A 24,137-nucleotide genomic window follows, 5' to 3' on the forward strand; every position below is an offset into this window, starting at 1 on the left:
GATTTTAAATTATAAATTGGAGATGAAATCAATGGCAGTTGAAAAAAGAAATCCTATACCAGTGAAAGAAGCAATACATCGTGTTGTCCAACAAGAGATATATTTGAATCAAATTGAAGTGAATTTAGATGAGAGTTTAGGATATATTTTAGCAGAGGATATTGTTGCGACTTATGATATACCTCGTTTTAATAAATCACCTTATGATGGGTTTGCGATACGCAGTGAAGACTCTGCAGGTGCATATTCAGAAAACCGCAAACAATTTAAAGTAATTGACAATATAGGTGCAGGTTCAGTTTCAAGTAAAACACTTGGTCAAAACGAAGCGGTGCGTATTATGACGGGTGCACAAATTCCAGAAGGCGCCGATGCAGTAGTGATGTTTGAACAAACAGTTGAAGACGGGGATACCTTCACGATACGTAAATCATTTGAAGCAAATGAGAATGTATCGCTTAAAGGTGAAGAAACGACAACTGGAGATATTGTTTTGAAAAAGGGACAAGTCATTAACCCCGGTGCAATAGCCGTATTAGCAACGTATGGTTATACTAAAGTGCCAGTTACACGTCGCCCTAGCATTGCTGTCATTGCAACAGGTAGTGAACTATTAGATGTGAACGATGACTTACAACCAGGAAAAATCCGCAACTCAAATGGTCCAATGATTAAAGCATTATCAGAGAAGATTGGCTTAAACGTGGAAGCATACAAAATCCAACAAGATGATTTAGAAAGTAGTATTGCTGTAGTTAAAGATGCTATGTCTAAACACGATATTGTTATAACAACTGGCGGTGTTTCTGTTGGAGACTTTGACTACCTACCAGAAATTTATAAAGCAGTTAATGCTAAAGTATTATTTAACAAAGTTGCAATGCGACCTGGTAGTGTAACAACGGTAGCTGTGGCTAATGGACAATATTTATTTGGCTTGTCAGGCAACCCATCTGCTTGCTTTACCGGTTTTGAATTATTTGTGAAACCAGCTGTTCAGCATATGATGGGCGCAACTGCATATTACCCTCAGGTTGTTAAAGCGACATTAATGGAAGATTTTACGAAAGCTAATCCATTTACACGTTTTATTCGAGCAACTGCTAATTTCTCACAAAGCGGTGCGACTGTAGTACCATCAGGGTTTAATAAATCAGGAGCAGTAGTGGCAATTGCACATAGTAATGCAATGATTATGTTGCCAGGGGGAACAAGAGGATTTAAAGCTGGACATACAGTAAATGTTATTTTAACTGAATCTAATGTTTTTGAGACGGAAATGACCTTATGATTTTGCAAATCGTAGGCTTTAAAAATTCAGGAAAAACAACATTGATGCAACATACGATACAATTTTTAAAATCTCATGGTTACACTGTAGCAACAATCAAACATCATGGTCACATTGGCGATGATATCACGCTTCAAGAGGATCATGTAGATCATATGAAACACTTTAATGCTGGAGCAGATCAAAGCATTGTGCAAGGTGAACACTATCAACAAACGGTCACGCGTGCATATAAACAAAATCTTACTCAAATGATTGACCAATCTGTTACAATTGATTGTAATATCATTTTGGTTGAAGGATATAAAGATGAACATTATGATAAAGTAATTGTTTATCGAACAACTGAAGAACTAGAACAGCTAAAGCAATTGACATGTGTTAAATATTGTTACCATGTTCAAGATATACAAGCATTATCACATTATGATAATTGGCTATTACAATGGATAGAGCAAAGGAATTGACACTAAATGAAGCAATTTGAAATCGTTACTGAACCTATACAAACGGAACAGTATCGAACATTTACTATAAATGAACACCAAGGTGCTGTAGTGGTCTTTACAGGGCATGTAAGAGAGTGGACCAAAGGCATTAAAACGGAATACTTAGAATACGAAGCGTATGTTCCTATGGCAGAGAAGAAATTAGCGCAAATTGGTGATGAAATTCAAGAACGTTGGCCAGGGACAATTACCACCATTGTTCACCGAATTGGGCCGCTCCAAATTTCAGATATTGCAGTATTAATTGCAGTATCATCACCACATCGTAAAGATGCATATCGTGCGAATGAGTATGCGATAGAGCGTATTAAAGAAATTGTTCCAATCTGGAAAAAAGAAATATGGGAAGATGGTGCAGAATGGCAGGGCCATCAAAGAGGTAGCCACGACCTTGCAACTAAAGGAGAGGACTAGTGTGAAGGTATTATACTTCGCTGAAATAAAAGAAATTTTGCAAACTGATAGTGAAATACTTGATATTAATGAAACAATTGATGTTGATAATTTTAAACAAAGATTGTTTGAGAGACATCCCTCAATTCAATCTAAAAAATTTCAGGTTGCAGTAAACGAAGAATTTGTACAAGAAGAGGATATCATTCAACCAACAGATACAGTTGCATTGATTCCACCAGTAAGTGGGGGTTAACAGGAAATGAAAGCTATTATTTTAGCAGGTGGTCATTCAGAACGCTTTGGTACGGCTAAAGCGTTTGCTGAAATAGATGGACAATTATTTTATCAACGAATTGTTCAAACATTACAAGAAACAAATATGTTTAATGACATCATTATTAGCACGAATGATCAATTAGCTGATCAATTTAAACATGATCATGTTATTATAGATGACACTAAAAATAAAGATAAAGGGCCACTTGCTGGTATATATACTGTAATGGAGCAATACAATGATGAGGAGTTATTCTTTGTCATATCTGTTGATACGCCGATGGTAACTGGTAAGGCCATCAGTGCATTGTATCAGTTTTTAGTTTCTAAACTAATCGAAGATCAAATTGATATTGCTGCATATTCAGAAAATGGACGTGTCATACCAACCATTGCATTTTATCACCCAAATTGTATAGACGTTATGAAAGAAGCTTTAGATTCAGATGATTTTAGCTTACGACACGTATATAATCAAGTGACGACAGAATGTATAGATGTTACAAGCATACAATCACCTGAATATTGGTATAAGAATATTAATTATCAAGAAGATTTAGCCACATTGAAACATCAGATAAATCATTAAGGAGGGTCCATGTATGGTTGCACAAATCAAAGATAAATTAGGTCGACCTATTCGCGATTTACGTATTTCTGTAACTGATCGTTGCAATTTTAGATGTGATTATTGTATGCCTAAGGAAATCTTCGGTGATGACTACGTGTTCCTACCTAAAGATGAGTTATTAACGTTTGAAGAGATGGTGAGAATTGCGCGTGTTTATGCAGAGCTTGGCGTGAAAAAATTACGTATAACAGGTGGGGAACCATTGCTTAGACGCAATTTATATCAATTAATTGCTGAGTTGAACAACATTGATGGTATTGAAGATATCGGTATGACGACGAATGGACTCTTGTTGAAAAAGCATGGTCAAAAATTATATGATGCGGGCTTAAGACGTATTAATGTTAGCTTAGATGCTATAGATAATGAAGTGTTCCAAGCCATCAATAATCGTAATATTAAAGCAACTACTATTCTAGATCAAATTGATTATGCAGTATCTATTGGTTTCCATGTTAAGGTAAACGTTGTAATCCAAAAAGGTGTAAACGATGATCAAATCATCCCAATGGTCGATTACTTTAAAGATAAAGATATCGAAATAAGATTTATCGAGTTCATGGATGTTGGTAATGATAATGGTTGGGACTTCAGTAAAGTTGTGACCAAAAATGAAATGCTAGATATGATTGAAGCGCATTTTGATATTGAACCAGTCCCTCCTAAATATTTTGGGGAAGTCGCAAAGTACTATAGACATAAAGATAATGGTGCTCAATTTGGTTTAATCACAAGTGTCTCAGCTTCATTTTGTTCTACATGTACGAGAGCACGTTTATCATCGGATGGTAAATTTTATGGTTGTCTATTTAGTACTGTTGAAGGCTTTGATATTAAATCATTTATTCGTTCAGGTGTGACGGATGATGAATTAAGAGAACAATTAATAATCTTATGGAACATTCGTGACGATCGATATTCAGATGAACGTACAGAACAAACAGTTAAAAATCGTCAACGCAAGAAAATTAATATGAACTACATTGGTGGTTAAATTAAGAACGGGAGTGGCGCAGAATTTAAAAAGAATTCTGTCTCGCTCCCGTTCTTTTAGAATATAAATTCACTTAACAGATTACATTTAAAGTAAATCATTATTTAATAGAATACCTATGATTAAAGTATAGGAATGTCATAATAGCACTGAGTATATGTATAACTGATTTTGTATTAAACACTAATCAGAAAACAAATAAAATTTGTAATAGATTAAATTGTGTATGTGTTATATAATTTTGTTAAGGAAAATTAATTTTTTAAAGCAATAACTACATCTTAGAATCAACATTGGAGGTCTTTAATTATGGCAACAGAAAAAGTACAACGCTTTATTGCAGCAGAGAGAGAATTAAGCCAATTAAAACATTGGTTAAAATCATCGTATAAAATTTCCATTGAGGAATTTGTAGTTTTATTTAAAGTTTATGAAGGTAAAAAAATTAGCGGTAAAGAATTACGCGATACATTGCATTTTGAAATGTTATGGGATACAAGCAAAATTGACGTGATTATACGTAAAATTTATAAGAAAGAATTGATTTCTAAATTACGCTCTGAAACAGATGAGCGACAAGTTTTTTATTTCTTCAATGCTACACAACAAAAATTATTAGATAAAATGAAATCTGAAATCGAAGCAATTAGTATTGCTAATTAATAGATTATAATAAGCGCTAGGAAATGTTTTAATGATTTCCTAGCGCTTTATATTTATTGATATTGCATTTTGACTTTTCTACCATGTACAAAAAAGTAAAGTGCAATGCTAAGTGCAGCTACAATAGCCATAATAATATAAACTTCTGTATAGCTAATGAAACCTGTAAATAAGCCTAATAAAGATGGTCCGAATCCAATGCCGATATCTAAACCAATAAAGTAGGTTGATGTTGCGATACCATATTTACTCGTAGGTGACACTTTAATAGCGATTGCTTGCATTGATGACGATAAATTGCCATAACCAATACCTAGAAAGACACCAGCAAGTAATAACATCCAGCCACTATAACTGAATACTAATAAGACAAAGGTAATGATTAGTGCGATAAATGCTGGATAAACAACAACATTTTCAGTACGTGCATCAATCATACGTCCTGCAATTGGACGTGTAATTAAAGAAGCGATGGCATAACAAATAAAGAAATAACTGGATGCTTCTAATAAATGACGTTGCTCTGCAAAGAATTTTAGGAAAGTGAGTATGGAAGCATAGTTTAATGCAATAACCATCATAACAATAGATACAGGTACTGCTTCTTTAGCAATAAAGTTGTGAATGTTGAAACCAGACGCTTGAGCTACTTTAGCATCCGTTTTATTATGAACGGCATCGAAATCAATTTTAATAAATAAAGAAATAATTAAACTAATAAGGCCTAACACGACACATATCGTAAATAATAAATTGATAGAAAATGATTTTAATAATAAGATGCCAAAGAAAGGACCTATAGCTGTTCCAAGTACTAAACTGAGAGAAAATAAGCTAATACCTTCACTCTTACGTTCGACTGGTGTGACATGTGCAGCTATCGTGCCAGTTGCTGTAGTCGCAATAGCTGTTGCAATGCCATTTATTAAACGTACGAACATTAAAAATGTAATTGATCCGGGTATAAAATACAGTAATTGTGTAATAAGAAGTAATAGTAATCCAGTGATTAATATTTTTTTAGGGCCAAATTTATTAACATATTTACCAGTACCAAATCTTCCTATTAAAGAACCGATAATAAACAATCCTACTACGAGTCCGGCTAGACTATCCGATGCATGATAAGTTGTCTTACTATAGTCAGCAATAATGACTAATAAAAGATACATACATAAATACACGAAAAAGTTGATTGAGAAATTAACCGTAAAACTCTTCGTGAAGATGGGTTGTTTTGCATTTATGTTTTGTTTCATTCTGCTTCCTCCTCTGCCAACGCAAGATGAAGCTTATTCATTACTGTTATGACACTTTCAAGATCTTCCTTTGATAATCCAGCATGTTTAATAAGCGCTTGTTGAACTGGTAGAATCTCACGATAAACTTCTTCGTATAGTGCCTGACCTTTATCAGAGAGACTTAATAATTTCTCACGTTTATCTTGCTTACTTGGTTTTATACCTAACAATTCTTTCTCAGACAAAATTTTAATAATCTTACGTGTCGTAGGTTTCTCAATAAAACGACGTTTAGAGATATGAACTAGTGTCGTTGGAGAAGTACTGGCAATATCTCTTAATATTAACCATTGTCCAGGGTGTAAATCGAATCGGTCGAGTATCGGTTGCGTCCGTTTAATATATGGGCGATATAAACCGATGAAACTATTGAAGAATTCATTTGCTAACATAATATACTCCTTTCAACAAGTTAGCTTTGCTAACTATTTTTGAAACAAAAATTATTATATGACGTATTTAAAAAAATTGCAATACTTTATTAATAAGTTGTATAAATAAAAGAAGTAATCAGATAAGAAGTTTGATAAGATAGATGCAAGTCGAATAATTAAAGGGGAATACGATCAATGGAACTAAGATTTGACCATATTATTCATTATGTTGATAACCTTAAGAACTTTAAATATCCAGGGGAAATCTTAAAAATTAGCTCGGGTGGTAAACATCATAAATTTGGAACATTTAATCGTTTATCTTATATAAATGAAAATTATATTGAATTGATAGATGTAGAAGACAAAGAGAAACTAACTAAAGAGTCAAAAACAGAAGAGGGTCGCGTTGCATTTGCGACTAAAATTGTTCAAGACCACTTCCAACAAGGTTTTAAGACAATTGCTTTAAGAACCTCAAATATAGAACAATTGAAGCAAACATTAGAAGGTCGTGGTATTGAAACAATTGGACCTATAGATATGCATAGAGAGAATAAAAAAGGTGACAAAGTAAGATGGAAACTACTGTACATTGCAGATCCTGATTACATGGTAAAACCGCCATTCTTTATTGAATGGGCAGAAAAAGAAGTTAAACACAATCAGAAATTAGAACCGCTTTTTCAAAAACAATTCAAAATCGACAAAATTATTATAGATAGTGAAAAGCGTGCAAAAACACTTTCAAAATGGCAAAAATGGTTTGATATGACCATTCTTGAAGAAGGCAATCATTACACGGATGTACAATTAACGACAGATCACATTATATACCGTATACAAGATGCGAAAACGTCGGGGTATAATACAGTCGTATTTAAAGATAGCGAAACGACTGCACCGTACTCAATTATTACAAAAGGTGCTAAATATCGCTTTGAACCAGAAGATTAATATAGGTAAATATAAGTACTATGCGCAATCAATACGATGTGCACGATTGTAAGTATTAAAGAGAGTATACTGAGGTATACAGTTATTTTTGACGTTTGTAATAATAAGAAAAAGATAGTGAGTACAAACGACAATCCAACGAACATTACTCTTAAACTAAAATTTGAAATAGTTAAAGGTTGAGTCATCGTAACAACAATAGCTATGAAGTTTAAAATAATAAATAGTATTAATATTAAATTTCGCATAATAACCCTCTTTTTAAGAAAAATTAGTATTTTAAGTCTATACAGTATATCAAAAATTTAAATTCATGAAATAATATTTGAATCGGACGGCGAGTTTGTCGACACTCAAATCATGACATTGTATAATTATAATTAATGTAAAGAAAAAGGAGTTTTTATAGCATGGAAAAGATGAATATCACTAACCAAGAGCATGATGCGTTTGTGAAAGCTCATCCTAATGGCGATTTGCTGCAACTAACGAAATGGGCAGAAACAAAACGACTAACAGGATGGTATTCAAAGCGTGTGGCAGTGGGCGAAGATGGTGAAATTAAAGGTGTAGGTCAATTACTATTTAAGAAGATACCTAAACTACCATTCACGCTATGTTATGTTTCTCGTGGATTCGTAACAGATTATAGTGATAAAGCTGCCTTGGAACAGTTATTAGCCGAAACTAAAAAAGTAGCTAAAGCAGAAAAAGCCTATGCTATTAAAATTGATCCAGATGTTGAAGTCGATAAAGGTATAGATGCACTTAAAAATTTAAATGCATTAGGATTTAAACATAAAGGGTTTAAAGAAGGTTTATCTAAAGACTACATTCAACCACGAATGACAATGATTACGCCAATCGATAAAACAGATGAAGAAATAATCCAAAGTTTTGATCGACGAAATCGTTCAAAAGTACGTCTTGCTTTAAAACGAGGTACGAAAGTAGAACGTTCAAATCGTGAAGGACTTAAAACTTTTGCGGAATTAATGAAGGTAACAGGAGAACGTGATGGCTTTTTAACAAGAGATATAAGTTATTTCCAAAATATTTATGACTCTCTGCATGAAGATGGAGATGCTGAATTATTCCTTGTTAAGTTGGAACCAAAGCCTGTCTTAGAGGACATTCATAAAGAACTTCAAGAACTGGACAACGAAAAAGCACAATTACAAGACAAATATGAAAGAAAGCAAGATAAAAAGACGCAGAATAAACTCAATGATGTCGAAGCTAAAATTCAGAAGGCATTAGAAAGAAAAGAAGACATGAATGGTTTATTAGCAAAACATCCTGAAGGTGTTTATTTATCAGGTGCTTTATTGATGTTTGCTGGCTCAAAATCATATTATTTATATGGTGCGTCATCAAATGATTATCGAGACGTCTTACCGAACCACCATATGCAATTTGAAATGATGAAATATGCACGTGCACATGGTGCGACAACTTATGACTTTGGAGGAACGGATAATAACCCAGATAAAGATTCTGAACATTATGGTCTTTGGGCGTTTAAACGTGTATGGGGTACGTATCTAAGTGAAAAAATAGGTGAATTTGATTATGTATTAAATCAACCACTTTATCAATTAATTGAACAAGTTAAACCACGTTTAACTAAAGCTAAAATTAAAATTTCTCGTAAATTAAAAGGTAAATAGTTTATTTATTATTAGAATTTAATCTGAACGATAACACAACTAACATTGTGACGTTCAGATTTTTTTAGGATAATAGGGATGGCTAACATGGATGATTTTTTAAGATATAAGAATGGGGGAAAACCATAAGTGATTAAGAAAATGCTAACGTTCTCGTTAGGAAATAAATTTGCAATATTCTTGATGGTTGTATTAGTTATTCTAGGAGGTGTATATGCTAGTGCTAAATTAAAACTCGAGTTACTGCCAGATGTTGAAAATCCAGTCATATCTGTACAAACCACAATGCCGGGTGCGACACCTCAAACAACCCAAGATGAGATCAGTTCCAAAATTGATGACCAAGTGCGCTCACTCGCATATGTAAAAAGTGTAAAAACACAGTCAATACAAAATGCCTCTATAGTAACCGTTGAATATGACAATGATACGGATATGGATAAAGCTGAAGAAGTCTTAAAGAAAGAAATAGATAAGTTAGACTTCAAAGACGGTGTAAGTGAACCAGAATTAACACGAAATTCTATGGATGCATTCCCAATCGTAGCGTATTCATTTACCAATAAAAATAATGACCTCAAAGCGACGACAAAAGAAATCAATACACAACTTATCCCTAAATTACAAACCGTTGATGGCGTACAAAATGCGCAACTTAATGGTCAAACTACAAGACAAGTAACATTAAAATTTAAACAAAATAAACTAGATGAAGCTGGATTAACAGCTGATGACGTAGAGAATTACATTAAAACAGCAACACGGGAAACACCTCTAGGATTATTTCAATTTGGTAAAAATGAAAAATCAATCGTCGTTGATGGTCAATTTAAATCCGTCAATGCCCTTAAAAACTTAGAAATCCCATTAACAATAAGCGGTCAAAGCCAGGCAAGTAGTAGTGATGACCAATCCGGTAATGAGATGCGTAGTACTGGAGATAGCGCATCATCGTCAAGCGCTCAATCTCAAATGAACAATCAATCTCAAGCGTCTAGTGGTGAAATGCCAAGCGTACCGTTAAGTGACTTAGCAAATATTACTGTTGGAGATGAACGTGAATCAATTTCTAAGACGAACGGGAAAGATGCGGTCAATGTCCAAATTATGAAGGCACAAGATGCTAATACGGTTCAAGTTGCTAAAGATGCACAAAAGAAAATTGATGACTTTGTGAAAAACAATGATGACATTAAAGCGACTAAGACTATGGATACTGCTAAGCCAATCGAAGATTCACTTTATACTATGGTTGAAAAAGCAGCATTAGGAACTATTGTTGCAATTATTGTTATCTTATTATTCTTGAGAAATATTAGAACAACGGCTATATCAATAGTTTCTATTCCACTTTCTATTTTAATCGCACTCATTGCATTAAAATTAAGCGATGTATCTTTAAATATTTTGACGCTAGGTGCATTAACAATCGCAATTGGTCGTGTGATAGATGACTCAATCGTTGTTGTTGAAAATATTTATCGACGATTGTCAGATCCAAAAGAAGCATTGTCTGGAGACAATTTAGTAATCAGTGCAACGAGAGAAGTTTTTAAACCTATTTTATCTTCTACAATCGTTACGATAATCGTATTCTTACCACTTGCATTTGTATCAGGCTCAGTAGGTGAAATGTTTAGACCTTTCGCTTTAGCAATCGCCTTTAGTTTGTTAGCATCATTACTTGTATCTATTACTGTGGTACCTGCATTAGCTTCTACATTTTTCAAAAAAGGAATTAAGTTAAAGGCGCATTCGAGTAGTCAAAATGAAGAAAATCGTGGCGTCATAAGTAAGGGCTACCGTAAAATCCTTGGCTGGTCTTTAAATCATAAGTGGATTGTTTTAATTATTAGTGTCGTTATCCTAATTGGAAGCATTGCACTAGGTGGCTCAAAATTAGGTACAAGCTATATTTCGACTGGTGATGATAAATTCCTAGCTGTAACTTATACACCTAAACCTGGTGAAACTGAAAAAGCTGTGCTAAATCATGCAAAACAAGCGCAAGCCTATTTGCAATCGAAAGATAAAGTGAAAACTGTGCAATATTCTGTGGGAGGACCTTCGCCTGCAGATCCAACTGGTAGCACGAATAGTATGGCGATTATGGTTGAATATGATAAAGACACACCTAACTTTGAAGAAGAACCTGATAAAGTGATTTCACATTTATCTAAGATGAATCAACCTGGTGAATGGAAAAATCAAGACATGGGTACTGGTTCTGGAAATGATTCGGTTGAAGTCACTGTAAAAGGACCTTCAACGAATGCAATCAAAGATACCGTTGCCAAAGTAGAGAAAGAAATGAAATCTGTTAGCGGTATAACTAATGTAAAATCAGATTTATCGCAAACGTATGATCAATATGAAATTAAAGTTGATCAAAATAAAGCAACTGAAAAAGGTATCTCAGCTGGTCAACTAGCATTGAATTTAAATGAGAATTTACCAGAAAAAACGATTACCACTGTTAAAGAAAATGGTAATAAGGTAGACGTCAAAGTTAAACAAAACAAACAGACAGATTGGTCTAAAGATAAATTGAATAATATGGAATTAAAATCACCAACTGGTGAAACAGTTCAACTGAAAGAAATCGCGAACCTTGAGCGTACAACAACACCAAGTAAACTCGTTCAAGAAGACGGAGATTATGCAACAACAGTATCTGGTAAAATCACAGATTCTGACGTTGGTGGCGTTTCAAGTAAAGTCATGAATAAAATTAATAATATAGACAAACCAGATAACGTTAAAATCAACGTTGGTGGTGCAACAGATGATATTAATCAAGCAATAAGTCAATTGGCATTTGCGATGCTAGTAGCTATCGTAATTGTTTATCTCGTATTAGTTATCACATTTAAAGGTGGCTTAGCGCCATTCACAATACTGTTCTCACTACCATTTACAGTTATCGGTGTCGTATTAGCATTACTCATTACGGGTGAAACTATTTCGGTGCCAAGTTTAATAGGTATGTTAATGTTAATAGGTATCGTTGTAACCAATGCCATTGTGTTAATAGATCGTGTGATTACAAATGAGCAAGAAGGTATGTCTATGAAAGAAGCATTGCTAGAAGCGGGAAGTACGCGTATTAGACCAATTCTGATGACAGCCATTGCCACTATTGGTGCATTGTTACCACTATTATTTGGTCAAGACAGCTCAATATTAATATCAAAAGGTATGGCAGCAACTGTCATTGGAGGATTAATTTCGTCTACACTGCTTACTTTAATTGTAGTACCTGTCATCTATGAAATCCTCTTCACTTTAAAAAATAAAATAACACGTAAATAAAACATATAGCCAACTACTGCTAATATGTAAAAAGAAGCCTAAGACATTGATTGATGCCTTAGGCTTCTTTTAATCTTATAAAGAATGGTTTAGTACATTACAAAAATTAAAATGATATAAATTACAAATAAAATAACTGATAGGATATTCAGAATTGAAACAGCTTTAGCATCATGTTTTAAAGCTTTGAATGCAGTTACTTCAACATTACCGACAAGTAGGGCTAATACAACAAAGACCCACCAGTTTTCAGCTGGAAATTGTAGTGTTGTTAAGGCTAATACAAATAGTAATAACACACCCATGATAATGCGTAAAATACGAATAAATATAGAATGCATTTTGAAAATACTTATATAACTAACAATGAGATATAAAACGGGTAATAATAATAAGTAGAGTTTCACCTGTTGTCTTCCTTTCTAATTACAACTTATATTATTTGTCTGAAAATAATATACAATTTATTACAAATTGGCAATTACTTAATGGATTGGAAAGGTGCCCAAGTATGACTATTCTTAGTTTAGATGATTACTACAGAAAGCGCTAGGGCAACAAATTAATCCTAAATTGGTCTAAATCAAGACAATCGTTATTTCTGACGTAATTTAGCACGTATGTCAGCAATTTGTAATTCGATGTCTTCTAATTGCTTAACGAGAGGATCTATCGTTTGATTTAGAGATTCTCGCTTTTCGAGGTCATTTTGTAATCGAACATAATCATATTTTAATTCATCTAATTGTGATTCTAAATCCATTAGTCTTAAACCCCTTTAACATCAAAATTTAATAATCACATTGAATTATAGCATGAAACAAGACACTTCTAAAAATGATGTAAATTATGTTAAAGTATTTAACTGTAATAAAATGTTTTAGTAGAAGGAAGGAACTACCGTGACAGAGCAGTTTATAATGATCATTCTTTTAATCGCGCTAGGATATCTATTGAAACGTATAAACTTTTTGAAAGCAGCAGATAGTCAAGTGTTATCAACGCTAGTACTTAATGTCACACTACCTTCTTTAGTTATTGTTAATCTTAACAGTGCATCATTAGATTTTTCATTTTCAATATTACCTATCATGATGATTGCATATGGTGTGCTTGCTAAGATAACTGTTTTATGGCTATTTAACAGACATAATAACCATATTAAAGGTACAGTAGGGATGATGACCGCATCACTTAACATTGGATTATTTGCTTATCCGCTTGTTGATACAATCTGGCCAAAGAACGGTATGATTTATTTTGGTATGGCTGATATAGGTGGCGCAATTATTATGTTTGGCGTAACTTATTTTGTTGGTAGCTATTTTAGTCAAGGCGGAGATCAGTTCGATTTTAAATATCTAGGTAAGAAACTTATTACATCCGTTCCGCTTGTCACATATATCATTATGTTTACTTTGAATATGCTAAATATTCATTTACCAAAGGTGTCAATTGATTTTTTCACAATTATCTCTAAAGCGAACATGCCACTTTCAATGATTTTATTAGGTGTTATGCTTAACTTCAAGATAGAACGTCATTTCTTGCCCATTGCGATTAAATATTTATTAGCACATTATGGTTTAGGCTTAATAGCCGGACTACTCGTTCATTTCTTATTACCTGTTTCAGATGAAATGATTAAGACGACATTGCTTATTGCTTGGCTACTACCTGTAGGTGTAGCGATTATTCCATATTCTATTCAATTTAAATATAAAACGTTACCTTTAGTCGGTATGGTAACGAATATTTCAATCGTTATAAGTATTATCATTCTTTATATTTATCAGGCACTATTTGTATAATAAAGTAATATAAATATGAAAAAAGCAAGCAATTCTTTTTTAGAATTGCTTGCTTTTTATGATTAGCACATAAAACTTAACCTTTACCACCCATGAAGGCAGGGTAGTTCGTCATACCACCATCAACGTAAATTGTAGTTCCATGTATATATTTAGCTAAATCTGAAGCTAAGAATAAAGCAACATTAGCAACATCTTGTGCTTCACCTATTTCTTTAGCTGGAATCATTTCCAATGTTTCTGCGCGTGTATCTGGATCAGAAAATTTTTCCTTAGTATGTTCAGTAACGATTGCACCTGGAGAAATATTATTGATACGAATACCGTGTTGTGCATATTCCATCGACATTGTTTCCATCATTAATTTCAAACCGCCTTTACTAGCAGCATAGTTAACATAGTTAGGCCAAGGTATAGTATCATGTACACTTGATGTATTGATGATAATACCTTTTTTATCTTCTTTTAAGAACTGATTAACAGCTTCTCTAGATCCTATAAAGGCCCCAGTCAAATTAATGTCTATCACTTTTTGCCATTCTTCAACTGACATTTTATGTGATGGAATTGGTTTTTCAAAGCCAGCATTATTAATCATAATGTCTAACGTACCAAATTCATTAACCGCAGCTTGTACTAATTGTTGTACCTCTTCTTCAACGGCTATATCCGCTTGAACTGCAATGGCTTGTCCACCAGCATCATGAATGATCTGCTTGACTGCTTCAATTTCGTCTAAATGACGATTTGAGCGATAATTTAAAACGACTTTTGCTTTTGCTTTACCAAAATTCTCAGCAAACGATTTACCAATGCCACTTCCTGCACCAGTTATAATAATAACTTTGCCTTCTAAATCTGAAAACAATCTGACTCCTCCTTAGTATTAATCAAACTATTTAAGATTTCCTAGTATAAATGCGGCAATGACAATTAGAACGATACCAGACCAAATACCAATCATTTGACGTTTGTCTTTTTTCTCGCCTAATAAGAAAATACCGCCTAATGTTGATACGATAACAAGTAATTGTGATAATGAGAAACTTGTTGCAACACCAACTTTAGGTTGTGAATAGAACATGAATAAGTTACCTACAGCCCATACAACACCAGGGATTAAGTTAAGCGCAGTAGATTTAATATTGGTTTCATGTTTCATTGATAGTAAGAAACCACCAATAGCCATACCAATTGATTGGAAGAATAATGCATCCGTACCACTGACACCAAAGATATCGGCAATTACGACATATCCAACATAACCCACTGTTGAAATGATAAGTATTAACATTGCTTTCTTAAATTCTGGATCATTGGATTGACCCTCATTCTTACCACGTAATGAGGTTAATGCGATACCTGTAACTAATAGAATCATTGCGATAATTCCTAGCGTGACTTGAACACCGGTACTCCATTCACCAAGAAAAATAGCACTAAATAATGTCGTACCAACTAATTGCATACCAGTTGATATTGGCATTGTTTTAGAAACACCGATTAAACTGATTGAACGTAATTGGTTACCTTGTCCAAATGCCCATAACGCACCTGAAATTAAGCCAACGATAATGACTGTTAAATTATCAAATTCTGCTTTACCAATTAAGAGTAATATGAAACCGACAATTAGTGCACCTAATGTCGTACCTCTAATTTGGTTGTAGGGACCGCCACCTACATAGACATTAATTAAAACAACACTCCCCCAAAATAGGGCTGGTAATAATGCGATAAGTATATCTATAAACTGCATTATACTGACACTCTCCTTATTTAATTACTTAAAAGTGCTTCCTTCCTATAACACTCGTGAACATTTTATCTGAAAAATATTCATTTTAAAATGTAAACGCTCAAATACAATCGTATTGAAAATAAAAAGCATAGGAAAGGAACAGTGATTTCATTTAGAAATTTCGTTCTTTCCTATGCTTTCATATAAGCTTAATGATGTAATTGACTTGGATCAATTTTGTATTTAGTATATTCACTTTCAATTTCAAAACCTAATTCATTAAATCGTTCAACTAAGGCAGCATTTTTACTTCGTATTTTAAAATAAACTTTATTCACTGCATAGTGTTCAAAGGCATAATGTATTGCGTACGATAGTAAATCAAATGCGATCCCTTTTAGACGATAATCAGTATGTGAACTAAAATATCTTATTTCAGCTAGCGAAGATTGACTATCGATTTGTAAATAAAGATAACCTTTAAGTAAGCCTTCACTTACAAATAGGAATAAACGATTATATTCATCTAAAGTATTTACAATTTCTTTTGGTGTTAAAGCATTATGCCTAAATGTCTGCGCATGTAATTTACTAAAAGCACGTTGAAATCCCGGCTGATATTCAATGATGTTCATTTCAGCATCTGGTTCATTAAGTGATTGATAGACGTTTAAGTAATAATCCGTAAAGTTATAATTTGCATGAATCGTCTTCATTAAAGGTTTTGAATTTTGTGTGCAATCATTATAAGAGAAGTTAAATGTTGCATTAGCAGATTGTTCATCTCTTAATGCCGAAAATAAAGAAATAAAATGTGCCTCTGTAAAATCAAAATCTGTTTTAACGAATGGTCCAATAACTTTGTACTTATCTTCTTCATATAATATTCCAGTGATGAGTGCGACAATTGAGTCATCTTCTATTAAACAGAAAACACCTGTCGTATTGATAGATGCATTGAGCAACTGTTCTACATCATCATTAGACGAATGAAGTTTATATATATAAGACGCAATTTTGTCTGATGATGAATTAATAAAAGATATGATTTGGTTCAGGTTGCTTACTTTAATAATGTCCATAGCGTACCTCCATTTCAATATCAATTTGTTAAATTAATTATAAATTTATTTATTAGTAATTGAAAGTTTGGACTATTGTCTATCGTGTTACAATTGTATTATTATCAAAAACATTAACTGAGAGATCTTTTATCGAAAGGAAAGTTCTATGAAATCATTAATTTTAGCTGAGAAGCCATCCGTAGCTAGAGATATTGCTGAAGCTATGAATATAAAAGGGAAACGCAATGGTTATATTGAAAATGAGCGTTATATTGTTACATGGGCGTTAGGACATTTAGTTACTAACGCGCAACCTGAACATTATGATAAAGCATTTAAAGAATGGAAACTTGAAGATTTACCTATTATTCCTAAACAAATGCATACGGTCGTCATTGGTAAGACGAGTAAACAATTTAAAACTGTGAAATCACTTATATTAGATAAGAATGTTAAAGATATTGTCATCGCAACTGATGCTGGAAGAGAAGGGGAACTTGTAGCACGTCTCATATTAGATAAAGTTCATAATAAAAAGCCAATTAAACGTTTGTGGATTAGTTCTGTAACTAAGAAAGCAATACGTGATGGTTTTAAAAATTTGAAAGATGGTCGACAATTCCAACATCTTTATGAAGCAGCATTAGCTAGAAGTGAAGCGGATTGGATTGTAGGTATCAATGCTACACGTGCACTTACAACAAAATATGATGCGCAATTATCATTAGGTCGCGTTCAAACGCCAACGATACAATTGGTCAATGCTAGGCAACAAGCAATTAATCATTTTAAGCCTAAGAAATATTATACGTTGTCTAGTGAAATAGCTGGATTAACCTTCCAATTAGCAACGGATCGTCATCATATGACTAAAGAAGATGTCATGCAAATTGCAAATGAAGTCAAACATGCTGAAGGTAGCGTTGACAGCGTTGATAAGAAACTCAAAAAAAGTTATCCAAAACCACTTTATAATTTAACGGATTTGCAACAAGAAGCATATCAACGATACAAAATGGGACCTAAAGAAACATTTAATACCATTCAAAATTTATATGAGCGTCATAAAGTACTCACATATCCACGTACAGATTCTAATTATTTAACTGATGATATGGTTGATACGATTAAAGAACGATTACAAGCATTGCTAGCTACTGATTATAAAGCACAAGTAAGGCCCCTAATAGGACAATCATACTCACGTAAAATGCGTATTTTTAATAATCAAAAAGTATCAGATCATCACGCGATTATTCCAACTGAAGTACGTCCTGATATGGAACGTTTAAGCAATAGAGAAAGCAAGATATATATGATGGTGGCTGAAAGATTCTTGGAATCGTTAATGTCGCCACATGAATATGAAGCAATTAAAGTAAATGTTAGCGTTGGTAAACATACATTTGTTTTAAATGAAAAGATTACCCGTCAATTAGGCTACAAAGCACTTAAAATGAGTAATAATGATGTGGTTAAGGGTGCTTCTTTTAAAAAGGGTGAAAGTTATTATCTAAACAATATCAAGGTTAATGAACATGAAACAACGCCTCCAGAATACTTTAATGAAGGTTCACTGTTAAAAGCGATGGAGAATCCGCAAAACTATATTCAACTTAAAGAAAATAAACACGCTAATACATTGAAGCAAACTGGTGGGATTGGCACAGTTGCGACGCGTGCTGATATCATCGAGAAGCTTTTTAATATCAATGCCATTGAATCTAGAGATGGCAAGATTAAAGTTACACCTAAAGGAAAACAAATTCTAGAACTTGCGCCACAAGAATTAACATCTCCATTGTTGACGGCTGAGTGGGAAGAGAAGTTAATGCAAATTGAAAAAGGTCAGTATAATTCACGACGCTTTATTGACGAAATGAAGTCATTTACGCAAGCTATTGTAAATAATATTAAAAACAGTGAGCAAAAATACAAGCATGACAATTTAACGACAACAGAATGTCCTACCTGTGGAAAATTTATGATTAAAGTTAAAACTAAAAATGGACAAATGTTAGTGTGCCAAGATCCTGCTTGCAAAACTAAAAAGAACGTACAGCGTAAAACCAATGCACGTTGTCCAAATTGTAAAAAGAAAATGACATTATTTGGTAGGGGAAAGGATGCAGTATATCGATGTGTTTGTGGTCATACAGAAACGCAAGAACAAATGGATAAAAGGTTCAAAAATAAAACGAGTGGCAAAGTATCTAAAAAAGAAATGAAAAAATATATGAATAAAGAGGAGTCACTTGAGAATAACCCGTTTAAAGATGCACTGAAAAATCTAAAATTATAGTTTAAAATCGAACTTAATTAAGTTAAATGTCGAAAAAGTTCGTTTTTAGTATTGTGTTTTTCGACAAGTAATATTAAAATATTAAAGTATTTCAATTAAAGGAGTTTAAAGCCGTGAAAAAATACTTTCAATTCGACGAGTATGATACTAACTATAAGAAAGAGATCATCGGTGGTATTACAACTTTCTTATCAATGGCATACATTTTAGCTGTAAATCCTCAAGTATTAAGTTTAGCAGGTGTTAAAGGCGTATCAGGCGACATGACAATGGATCAAGGCGCTATTTTTGTAGCAACAGCTTTAGCAGCATTTGTGGGTTCTTTATTTATGGGACTGATTGCGAAATATCCAATCGCACTTGCACCAGGTATGGGACTTAATGCATTCTTCGCATTTACGGTAGTATTAACGATGGGTATCCCTTGGCAAATAGGTTTAACAGGGGTATTATTCTCGGGAATATTCTTTGCAATTCTAACTGCAACCGGTCTTCGAGAGATAATTATTAATGCTATTCCGTATCAAATGAAAATGGCAGTATCTGCTGGGATTGGATTATTTATTACTTTTGTAGGTTTACAAAGTGCTGGTATCATTGTAAAAAATGATTCTACATTAGTTACATTAGGACATTTAACTAAAGGTCCTGTTTTATTGGCAATCTTTGGTATCGCGATAACAATTATTTTATACGCTAGAAAAGTACCAGGCTCAATTTTTATTGGTATGATTATAACTGCTATCGTTGGAATGATAACAGGACTAATACATACACCTTCAGGCATAGTAGGTAAAATACCTAGCATTACACCAACATTTGGTGCAGCCTTTGAAGCATTTAAAGATCCAGGCCAATTATTTACGATTCAATTTTTAATTGTTATTTTAACATTCTTCTTTATAGACTTTTTCGATACTGCAGGAACATTGGTGGCTGTAGCAACTCAAGCGGGTATTATGAAGGAAAACAAATTACCTAGAGCAGGTAGAGCGTTATTTGCCGATTCACTCGCAACTATTGTGGGCGCGATCTTTGGTACAACAACTACAACGTCTTACATCGAATCAACGTCAGGTGTAGCGGTTGGAGCAAGAACAGGGTTTGCAAGTATAGTAACTGGATTCTGTTTCTTGTTAGCATTATTCTTCAGTCCGTTAATTGAAATTGTTACAAGTGCAGTAACAACACCTGCATTAGTAGTGGTTGGTATTTTAATGGCTGCGAATTTTGCAGAAATTAACTGGAAGAAATTTGAAGTCGCAGTGCCAGCATTTATAACAATTATTATGATGCCACTATCATATTCAATTGCAACTGGTATTGCTTGTGGATTCATATTCTATCCAATTACAATGATCATTACAAAAAAACATAAAGAAGTACATCCAATTATGTATTTCTTAATGGTACTATTCATTCTATACTTCATCTTTGTACACGGCTAAATCGTCATAAAGGGCTGTAACAATATAATAAGATAATGCTACTTTGCAAATTAATAGTAGTTGACTGAACTGAGAAGGCGCTTAAATTAAGCTTTTTCAGTTCTAGTCATCCTTGCGGGCGGGGCCCAGCAAAGAGAAATTCATTATTTAATTCTACAAGTTAAGCAAGCTAGGGGCGGACGATGAAATTAAAAGAATCCGTCCCACTCCTTTCCTACGATTAGTCAAGCAGTTACAAATAAAATAAGCATTACTTAACTAAACCGTTCAATTTTAATTTTTTGAATAAGGTGTTAAATTGTAGTTGGTTGTACGTTTGGCTAATGTGGGAACATTTGATAATCGTACGATCTTTGATTCATTACCAGATAATGAATCGTTTTTAATAGTCGATTTATACAAGCGATGACGGCAGTCTTTTGAGATTACTCATTAGGCTGCTTTTTTAGTTTATAATAATAGTCGGCGACATGATTATCGTAGTTACGTTAACTCTAAATAATACTCATCACTATCCAAAATAATAATGGTCTAGCTTTTTTACTTCCCGTTTATTAATTGTATCCCTATAGTGAGTGTTACTAGATTGATATCGTTTGATATCCATGCCTATATAAAAATAGCTGTGAAGAAATCTACCGTCATAGATCTCTTCACAGCTAATCTAAGATTGTTTTAAATTACCATTTTTTGGATTGATCATCTTTATATTGTGTGTAAACGACTTTAGCATCTTTATTACGAACGTAATTAGGTGCGTTTAAAACAACGAAAATAAAGAAAACCATTAGGAAGAATAGAATCCAATGGACAAACATACCAATAATAGGAATAAATGCGATAAAAGAACCAACAATACCTATAATAGGAATGATAGACATTGGCTTAATAGCATTTTGAGTATCTATTAATAGAATAAGAGCTACTATAAGATATAAAAAGGCATTAACTAATAAGGGTTGCCAACCGAAGCCTAAAATAAAGCTTCCGCCTAGAAATGGTATACCATAGAAAAATTCACAAATTAATAAGACGACGCTAATAATTGCAAGCGCAGTTTTAGTACCTTTCTTCAAAACATTCACCTCCGGATGTAAATAAAAGAAACAAATTCAAATTTCTACTATCAAATAGAAGAAATCAAAATTCATAACAACAATTACCTATATTATAAAGTAAAAACAAAAAAAGGGAAAAAATTTACCTAAAATGGTTGATGTCCTCATCTATTTAAAGTACAATACTTAGGTATGTGTTAGACAAAGTACAAAAAGTTATAGAAAAGCCTTGATTTATCAATGTTTTTCCTGTAACATATCTAATGTTGGACTTGATGAAAGCGATGAAGCGAAAGGTTACTGACACACCCGGCCGCTTTGCCATGGCGTTGTGTGAGATAGTTTTCGTGGAGAAGTCTATCACTTAAATGTAGACGAATAAGGAGGGAAAATTATGGCAAAACAAAAAATCAGAATCAGATTAAAAGCTTACGATCACCGTGTGATTGATCAATCAGCAGAGAAAATTGTTGAAACTGCAAAACGTTCTGGTGCAGAAGTTTCTGGACCGATTCCGTTACCAACTGAAAAATCAGTTTACACAATTATCCGTGCGGTGCATGTTAACAAAGATTCACGTGAACAATTCGAACAACGTACACATAAACGTTTAATCGATATTGTTAACCCAACACCAAAAACAGTTGATGCCCTAATGGGATTAAACTTACCATCTGGTGTAGACATCGAAATTAAATTATAATAGAAAATTTTAGGAGGTGGACTTTCGATGACCAAAGGAATCTTAGGAAGAAAAATTGGGATGACACAAGTATTCGGAGAAAACGGTGAATTAATCCCAGTAACAGTAGTAGAAGCAAGTCAAAACGTAGTATTACAAAAGAAAACTGAAGAAGTAGATGGCTACAATGCTATCCAAGTAGGTTTTGAAGACAAAAAAGCATATAAAAAAGATGCTAAATCAAATAAATATGCAAATAAACCAGCTGAAGGTCACGCTAAGAAAGCGGGCACAGCACCTAAGCGCTTCATTCGTGAATTCAGAAACGTTAATGTTGATGAATACGAAGTAGGTCAAGAAGTCACAGTAGATACTTTTGAAGCTGGAGACATTATTGATGTAACTGGAACTTCAAAAGGTAAAGGTTTCCAAGGTGCAATTAAACGTCATGGTCAAGCACGTGGACCAATGGCTCACGGTTCTCATTTCCACAGAGCACCAGGTTCAGTAGGTATGGCTTCAGATGCATCAAGAGTATTCAAAGGCCAAAAAATGCCTGGACGTATGGGTGGAAACACAGTTACTGTTCAAAACTTAGAAGTAGTTCAAGTTGATACAGATAACAACGTAATTTTAGTAAAAGGTAACGTACCTGGACCTAAAAAAGGTTTCTTAGAAATCCAAACTTCAATCAAAAAAGGTAATAAATAATAAGTAGCGAAAGGAGGAAAAGCATAATGGCTAATTATGATGTTTTAAAAGTAGACGGATCTAAATCAGGTTCTGTTGAATTAAGCGATTCAGTATTCGCTATTGAACCAAATAACAGTGTTCTTTTCGAAGCAATTAATTTACAACGTGCTTCATTACGACAAGGAACTCACGCAGTTAAAAATCGTTCTGCTGTACGTGGTGGCGGACGTAAACCATGGAGACAAAAAGGTACAGGACGTGCACGTCAAGGTACTATTCGTGCCCCACAATGGCGTGGTGGTGGTATCGTATTCGGTCCAACACCAAGAAGTTATGCATACAAAATGCCTAAGAAAATGCGTCGTTTAGCATTACGTTCTGCATTATCTTTCAAAGTGAAAGAAAATAACTTCACTATCGTTGATAATTTTGGTTTTGAAGCTCCAAAAACAAAAGAATTCAAAAACGTATTAACTACACTTGAACAACCTAAAAAAGTGTTAGTAGTTACTGATAGCGAAGATGTAAACGTTGAATTATCTGCACGTAACATCCCTGGCGTACAAGTTAGTACTGCTCAAGGATTAAACGTATTAGATATCACTAGCGCTGACAGTGTTATTATTACTGAATCAGCTGCGAAAAAAGTTGAGGAGGTGCTCGGATAATGGAAGCAAGAGATGTTCTTAAGCGCCCCGTAATCACTGAAAAATCTTCTGAAGCAATGGCTGAAGATAAATACACTTTTGACGTAGATACTCGTGCTAATAAAACACAAGTTAAAATTGCAGTTGAAGAAATTTTCGACGTTAAAGTTGCAAATGTAAACATCATCAACTACAAACCTAAGAAAAAACGTATGGGCCGTTACCAAGGCTATACAAACAAAAGAAGAAAAGCGATTGTTACTTTAAAAGAAGGTTCAATTGACTTATTCAACTAAACAATAAAATAAAAGTTACCA

Annotated in this window: 26 protein-coding genes; 17 read left to right on the forward strand and 9 right to left on the reverse strand. The window is 33.6% G+C overall.

What is annotated here, in order from left to right; translation table 11 throughout:
* Positions 1-31 precede the first annotated feature (31 nt).
* The 7 genes from KA909_RS08730 (at position 32) to KA909_RS08760 (ending at position 4,760) form a co-directional block, all read left to right on the forward strand.
* Positions 32-1,291 carry a molybdopterin molybdotransferase MoeA gene (locus tag KA909_RS08730; protein ID WP_193839058.1) on the forward strand — a complete coding sequence of 420 codons (1,260 nt, stop codon included), beginning with the start codon at positions 32-34 and terminating at the stop codon, positions 1,289-1,291.
* Positions 1,288-1,758 (forward strand): molybdopterin-guanine dinucleotide biosynthesis protein B, encoded by a 471-nt coding sequence (mobB, locus tag KA909_RS08735; protein ID WP_070855285.1) that lies wholly within the window; start codon positions 1,288-1,290, stop codon positions 1,756-1,758. The genes KA909_RS08730 and mobB overlap by 4 nt, the downstream gene beginning before the upstream one ends.
* Positions 1,759-1,764: 6 nt before the next feature.
* Positions 1,765-2,214, forward strand: a complete 450-nt coding sequence (locus tag KA909_RS08740) for a molybdenum cofactor biosynthesis protein MoaE (protein ID WP_053028574.1) — start codon at positions 1,765-1,767, stop codon at positions 2,212-2,214.
* A gap of 1 nt (position 2,215) precedes the next feature.
* Positions 2,216-2,449, forward strand: a complete 234-nt coding sequence (gene moaD / locus KA909_RS08745) for a molybdopterin converting factor subunit 1 (protein WP_075108014.1) — start codon at positions 2,216-2,218, stop codon at positions 2,447-2,449.
* Positions 2,450-2,455: 6 nt separating this feature from the next.
* Positions 2,456-3,061, forward strand: a complete 606-nt coding sequence (mobA, locus tag KA909_RS08750; protein WP_053028572.1) for a molybdenum cofactor guanylyltransferase MobA — start codon at positions 2,456-2,458, stop codon at positions 3,059-3,061.
* Positions 3,062-3,074: 13 nt separating this feature from the next.
* On the forward strand, positions 3,075-4,097 hold the full coding sequence (gene moaA, locus KA909_RS08755; protein WP_210130103.1) for a GTP 3',8-cyclase MoaA: 1,023 nt from the start codon (positions 3,075-3,077) through the stop codon (positions 4,095-4,097).
* 309 nt (positions 4,098-4,406) lie between these two features.
* Positions 4,407-4,760 (forward strand): SarA family transcriptional regulator, encoded by a 354-nt coding sequence (locus KA909_RS08760; protein WP_053028570.1) that lies wholly within the window; start codon positions 4,407-4,409, stop codon positions 4,758-4,760.
* Between the two features lie 53 nt (positions 4,761-4,813).
* Here the strand turns inward: KA909_RS08760 and KA909_RS08765 are convergent, their stop codons facing one another.
* Positions 4,814-6,019 (reverse strand): MFS transporter, encoded by a 1,206-nt coding sequence (locus KA909_RS08765; RefSeq protein ID WP_193839059.1) that lies wholly within the window; start codon positions 6,017-6,019, stop codon positions 4,814-4,816.
* Entirely contained in the window at positions 6,016-6,453 is a 438-nt protein-coding gene (locus KA909_RS08770; RefSeq protein ID WP_193839060.1) for a MarR family winged helix-turn-helix transcriptional regulator, read from the reverse strand. Before KA909_RS08770 ends, KA909_RS08765 begins: the two co-directional genes overlap by 4 nt.
* 177 nt (positions 6,454-6,630) lie before the next feature.
* Here KA909_RS08770 and KA909_RS08775 point away from each other — a divergent pair, with 177 nt between their 5' ends.
* The gene (locus tag KA909_RS08775) at positions 6,631-7,392 is read left to right on the forward strand and encodes a VOC family protein (protein WP_210130104.1); all 762 of its coding nucleotides are present in this window, start codon (positions 6,631-6,633) and stop codon (positions 7,390-7,392) included.
* On the opposite strand, the gene KA909_RS13515 is transcribed toward KA909_RS08775, so the two are convergent.
* The gene (locus KA909_RS13515) at positions 7,389-7,640 is read right to left on the reverse strand and encodes a hypothetical protein (RefSeq protein ID WP_228480664.1); all 252 of its coding nucleotides are present in this window, start codon (positions 7,638-7,640) and stop codon (positions 7,389-7,391) included. The genes KA909_RS08775 and KA909_RS13515 overlap by 4 nt on opposite strands.
* A 162-nt stretch (positions 7,641-7,802) precedes the next feature.
* On the opposite strand from KA909_RS13515, the gene KA909_RS08780 reads away from it, so the two are divergent.
* Positions 7,803-9,062 carry a lipid II:glycine glycyltransferase FemX gene (locus KA909_RS08780; protein WP_193839062.1) on the forward strand — a complete coding sequence of 420 codons (1,260 nt, stop codon included), beginning with the start codon at positions 7,803-7,805 and terminating at the stop codon, positions 9,060-9,062.
* A 129-nt stretch (positions 9,063-9,191) separates the two neighbouring features.
* A complete protein-coding gene (locus tag KA909_RS08785) occupies positions 9,192-12,374 on the forward strand; it encodes an efflux RND transporter permease subunit (RefSeq protein ID WP_193839063.1) in 3,183 nt (1,060 codons plus the stop codon).
* An 89-nt stretch (positions 12,375-12,463) separates the two neighbouring features.
* Here KA909_RS08785 and mspA read toward each other — a convergent pair whose 3' ends face one another.
* Positions 12,464-12,781 (reverse strand): membrane stabilizing protein MspA, encoded by a 318-nt coding sequence (gene mspA, locus KA909_RS08790; RefSeq protein ID WP_053028564.1) that lies wholly within the window; start codon positions 12,779-12,781, stop codon positions 12,464-12,466.
* Positions 12,782-12,969: 188 nt separating this feature from the next.
* Complete coding sequence (locus KA909_RS08795; RefSeq protein ID WP_178377470.1) at positions 12,970-13,137, reverse strand: SE1832 family protein; 168 nt, start codon at positions 13,135-13,137, stop codon at positions 12,970-12,972.
* 139 nt (positions 13,138-13,276) lie between these two features.
* On the opposite strand from KA909_RS08795, the gene KA909_RS08800 reads away from it, so the two are divergent.
* Positions 13,277-14,185, forward strand: coding sequence for an AEC family transporter (locus tag KA909_RS08800; RefSeq protein ID WP_193839064.1), 909 nt, complete (start codon positions 13,277-13,279; stop codon positions 14,183-14,185).
* A 76-nt stretch (positions 14,186-14,261) separates the two neighbouring features.
* Here KA909_RS08800 and KA909_RS08805 read toward each other — a convergent pair whose 3' ends face one another.
* The 3 genes from KA909_RS08805 to KA909_RS08815 form a co-directional block, all read right to left on the reverse strand.
* On the reverse strand, positions 14,262-15,053 hold the full coding sequence (locus KA909_RS08805) for a glucose 1-dehydrogenase (RefSeq protein WP_053028562.1): 792 nt from the start codon (positions 15,051-15,053) through the stop codon (positions 14,262-14,264).
* Between the two features lie 27 nt (positions 15,054-15,080).
* Positions 15,081-15,944 carry a GRP family sugar transporter gene (locus tag KA909_RS08810; RefSeq protein ID WP_053028561.1) on the reverse strand — a complete coding sequence of 288 codons (864 nt, stop codon included), beginning with the start codon at positions 15,942-15,944 and terminating at the stop codon, positions 15,081-15,083.
* 191 nt (positions 15,945-16,135) lie between these two features.
* On the reverse strand, positions 16,136-17,008 hold the full coding sequence (locus tag KA909_RS08815) for a GNAT family N-acetyltransferase (RefSeq protein ID WP_075108006.1): 873 nt from the start codon (positions 17,006-17,008) through the stop codon (positions 16,136-16,138).
* A 148-nt stretch (positions 17,009-17,156) separates the two neighbouring features.
* On the opposite strand from KA909_RS08815, the gene KA909_RS08820 reads away from it, so the two are divergent.
* Positions 17,157-19,292, forward strand: coding sequence for a DNA topoisomerase III (locus KA909_RS08820; protein ID WP_210130105.1), 2,136 nt, complete (start codon positions 17,157-17,159; stop codon positions 19,290-19,292).
* Between the two features lie 113 nt (positions 19,293-19,405).
* Positions 19,406-20,740, forward strand: a complete 1,335-nt coding sequence (locus tag KA909_RS08825; protein ID WP_193839066.1) for an NCS2 family permease — start codon at positions 19,406-19,408, stop codon at positions 20,738-20,740.
* 680 nt (positions 20,741-21,420) lie between these two features.
* On the opposite strand, the gene KA909_RS08835 is transcribed toward KA909_RS08825, so the two are convergent.
* Complete coding sequence (locus KA909_RS08835; protein WP_053028557.1) at positions 21,421-21,816, reverse strand: hypothetical protein; 396 nt, start codon at positions 21,814-21,816, stop codon at positions 21,421-21,423.
* A gap of 376 nt (positions 21,817-22,192) precedes the next feature.
* Here KA909_RS08835 and rpsJ point away from each other — a divergent pair, with 376 nt between their 5' ends.
* From rpsJ to rplW, 4 genes are read left to right on the forward strand one after another with little or no spacing between them, the layout of a single operon-like run.
* Positions 22,193-22,501 carry a 30S ribosomal protein S10 gene (gene rpsJ, locus KA909_RS08840; protein ID WP_210130106.1) on the forward strand — a complete coding sequence of 103 codons (309 nt, stop codon included), beginning with the start codon at positions 22,193-22,195 and terminating at the stop codon, positions 22,499-22,501.
* A 27-nt stretch (positions 22,502-22,528) separates the two neighbouring features.
* Positions 22,529-23,191: a 50S ribosomal protein L3 gene (gene rplC / locus KA909_RS08845; RefSeq protein WP_053028556.1), complete on the forward strand. Its 663-nt coding sequence runs from the start codon at positions 22,529-22,531 to the stop codon at positions 23,189-23,191.
* Between the two features lie 26 nt (positions 23,192-23,217).
* Positions 23,218-23,841 carry a 50S ribosomal protein L4 gene (rplD, locus tag KA909_RS08850; protein WP_011275126.1) on the forward strand — a complete coding sequence of 208 codons (624 nt, stop codon included), beginning with the start codon at positions 23,218-23,220 and terminating at the stop codon, positions 23,839-23,841.
* On the forward strand, positions 23,841-24,116 hold the full coding sequence (gene rplW, locus KA909_RS08855; RefSeq protein ID WP_011275127.1) for a 50S ribosomal protein L23: 276 nt from the start codon (positions 23,841-23,843) through the stop codon (positions 24,114-24,116). The genes rplD and rplW overlap by 1 nt, the downstream gene beginning before the upstream one ends.
* Positions 24,117-24,137: the final 21 nt, after the last annotated feature.

The sequence above is a fragment of the Staphylococcus sp. GDX8P54P genome (assembly GCF_017893165.1).
GTDB classification, from domain to species: Bacteria; Bacillota; Bacilli; order Staphylococcales; family Staphylococcaceae; genus Staphylococcus; species Staphylococcus borealis.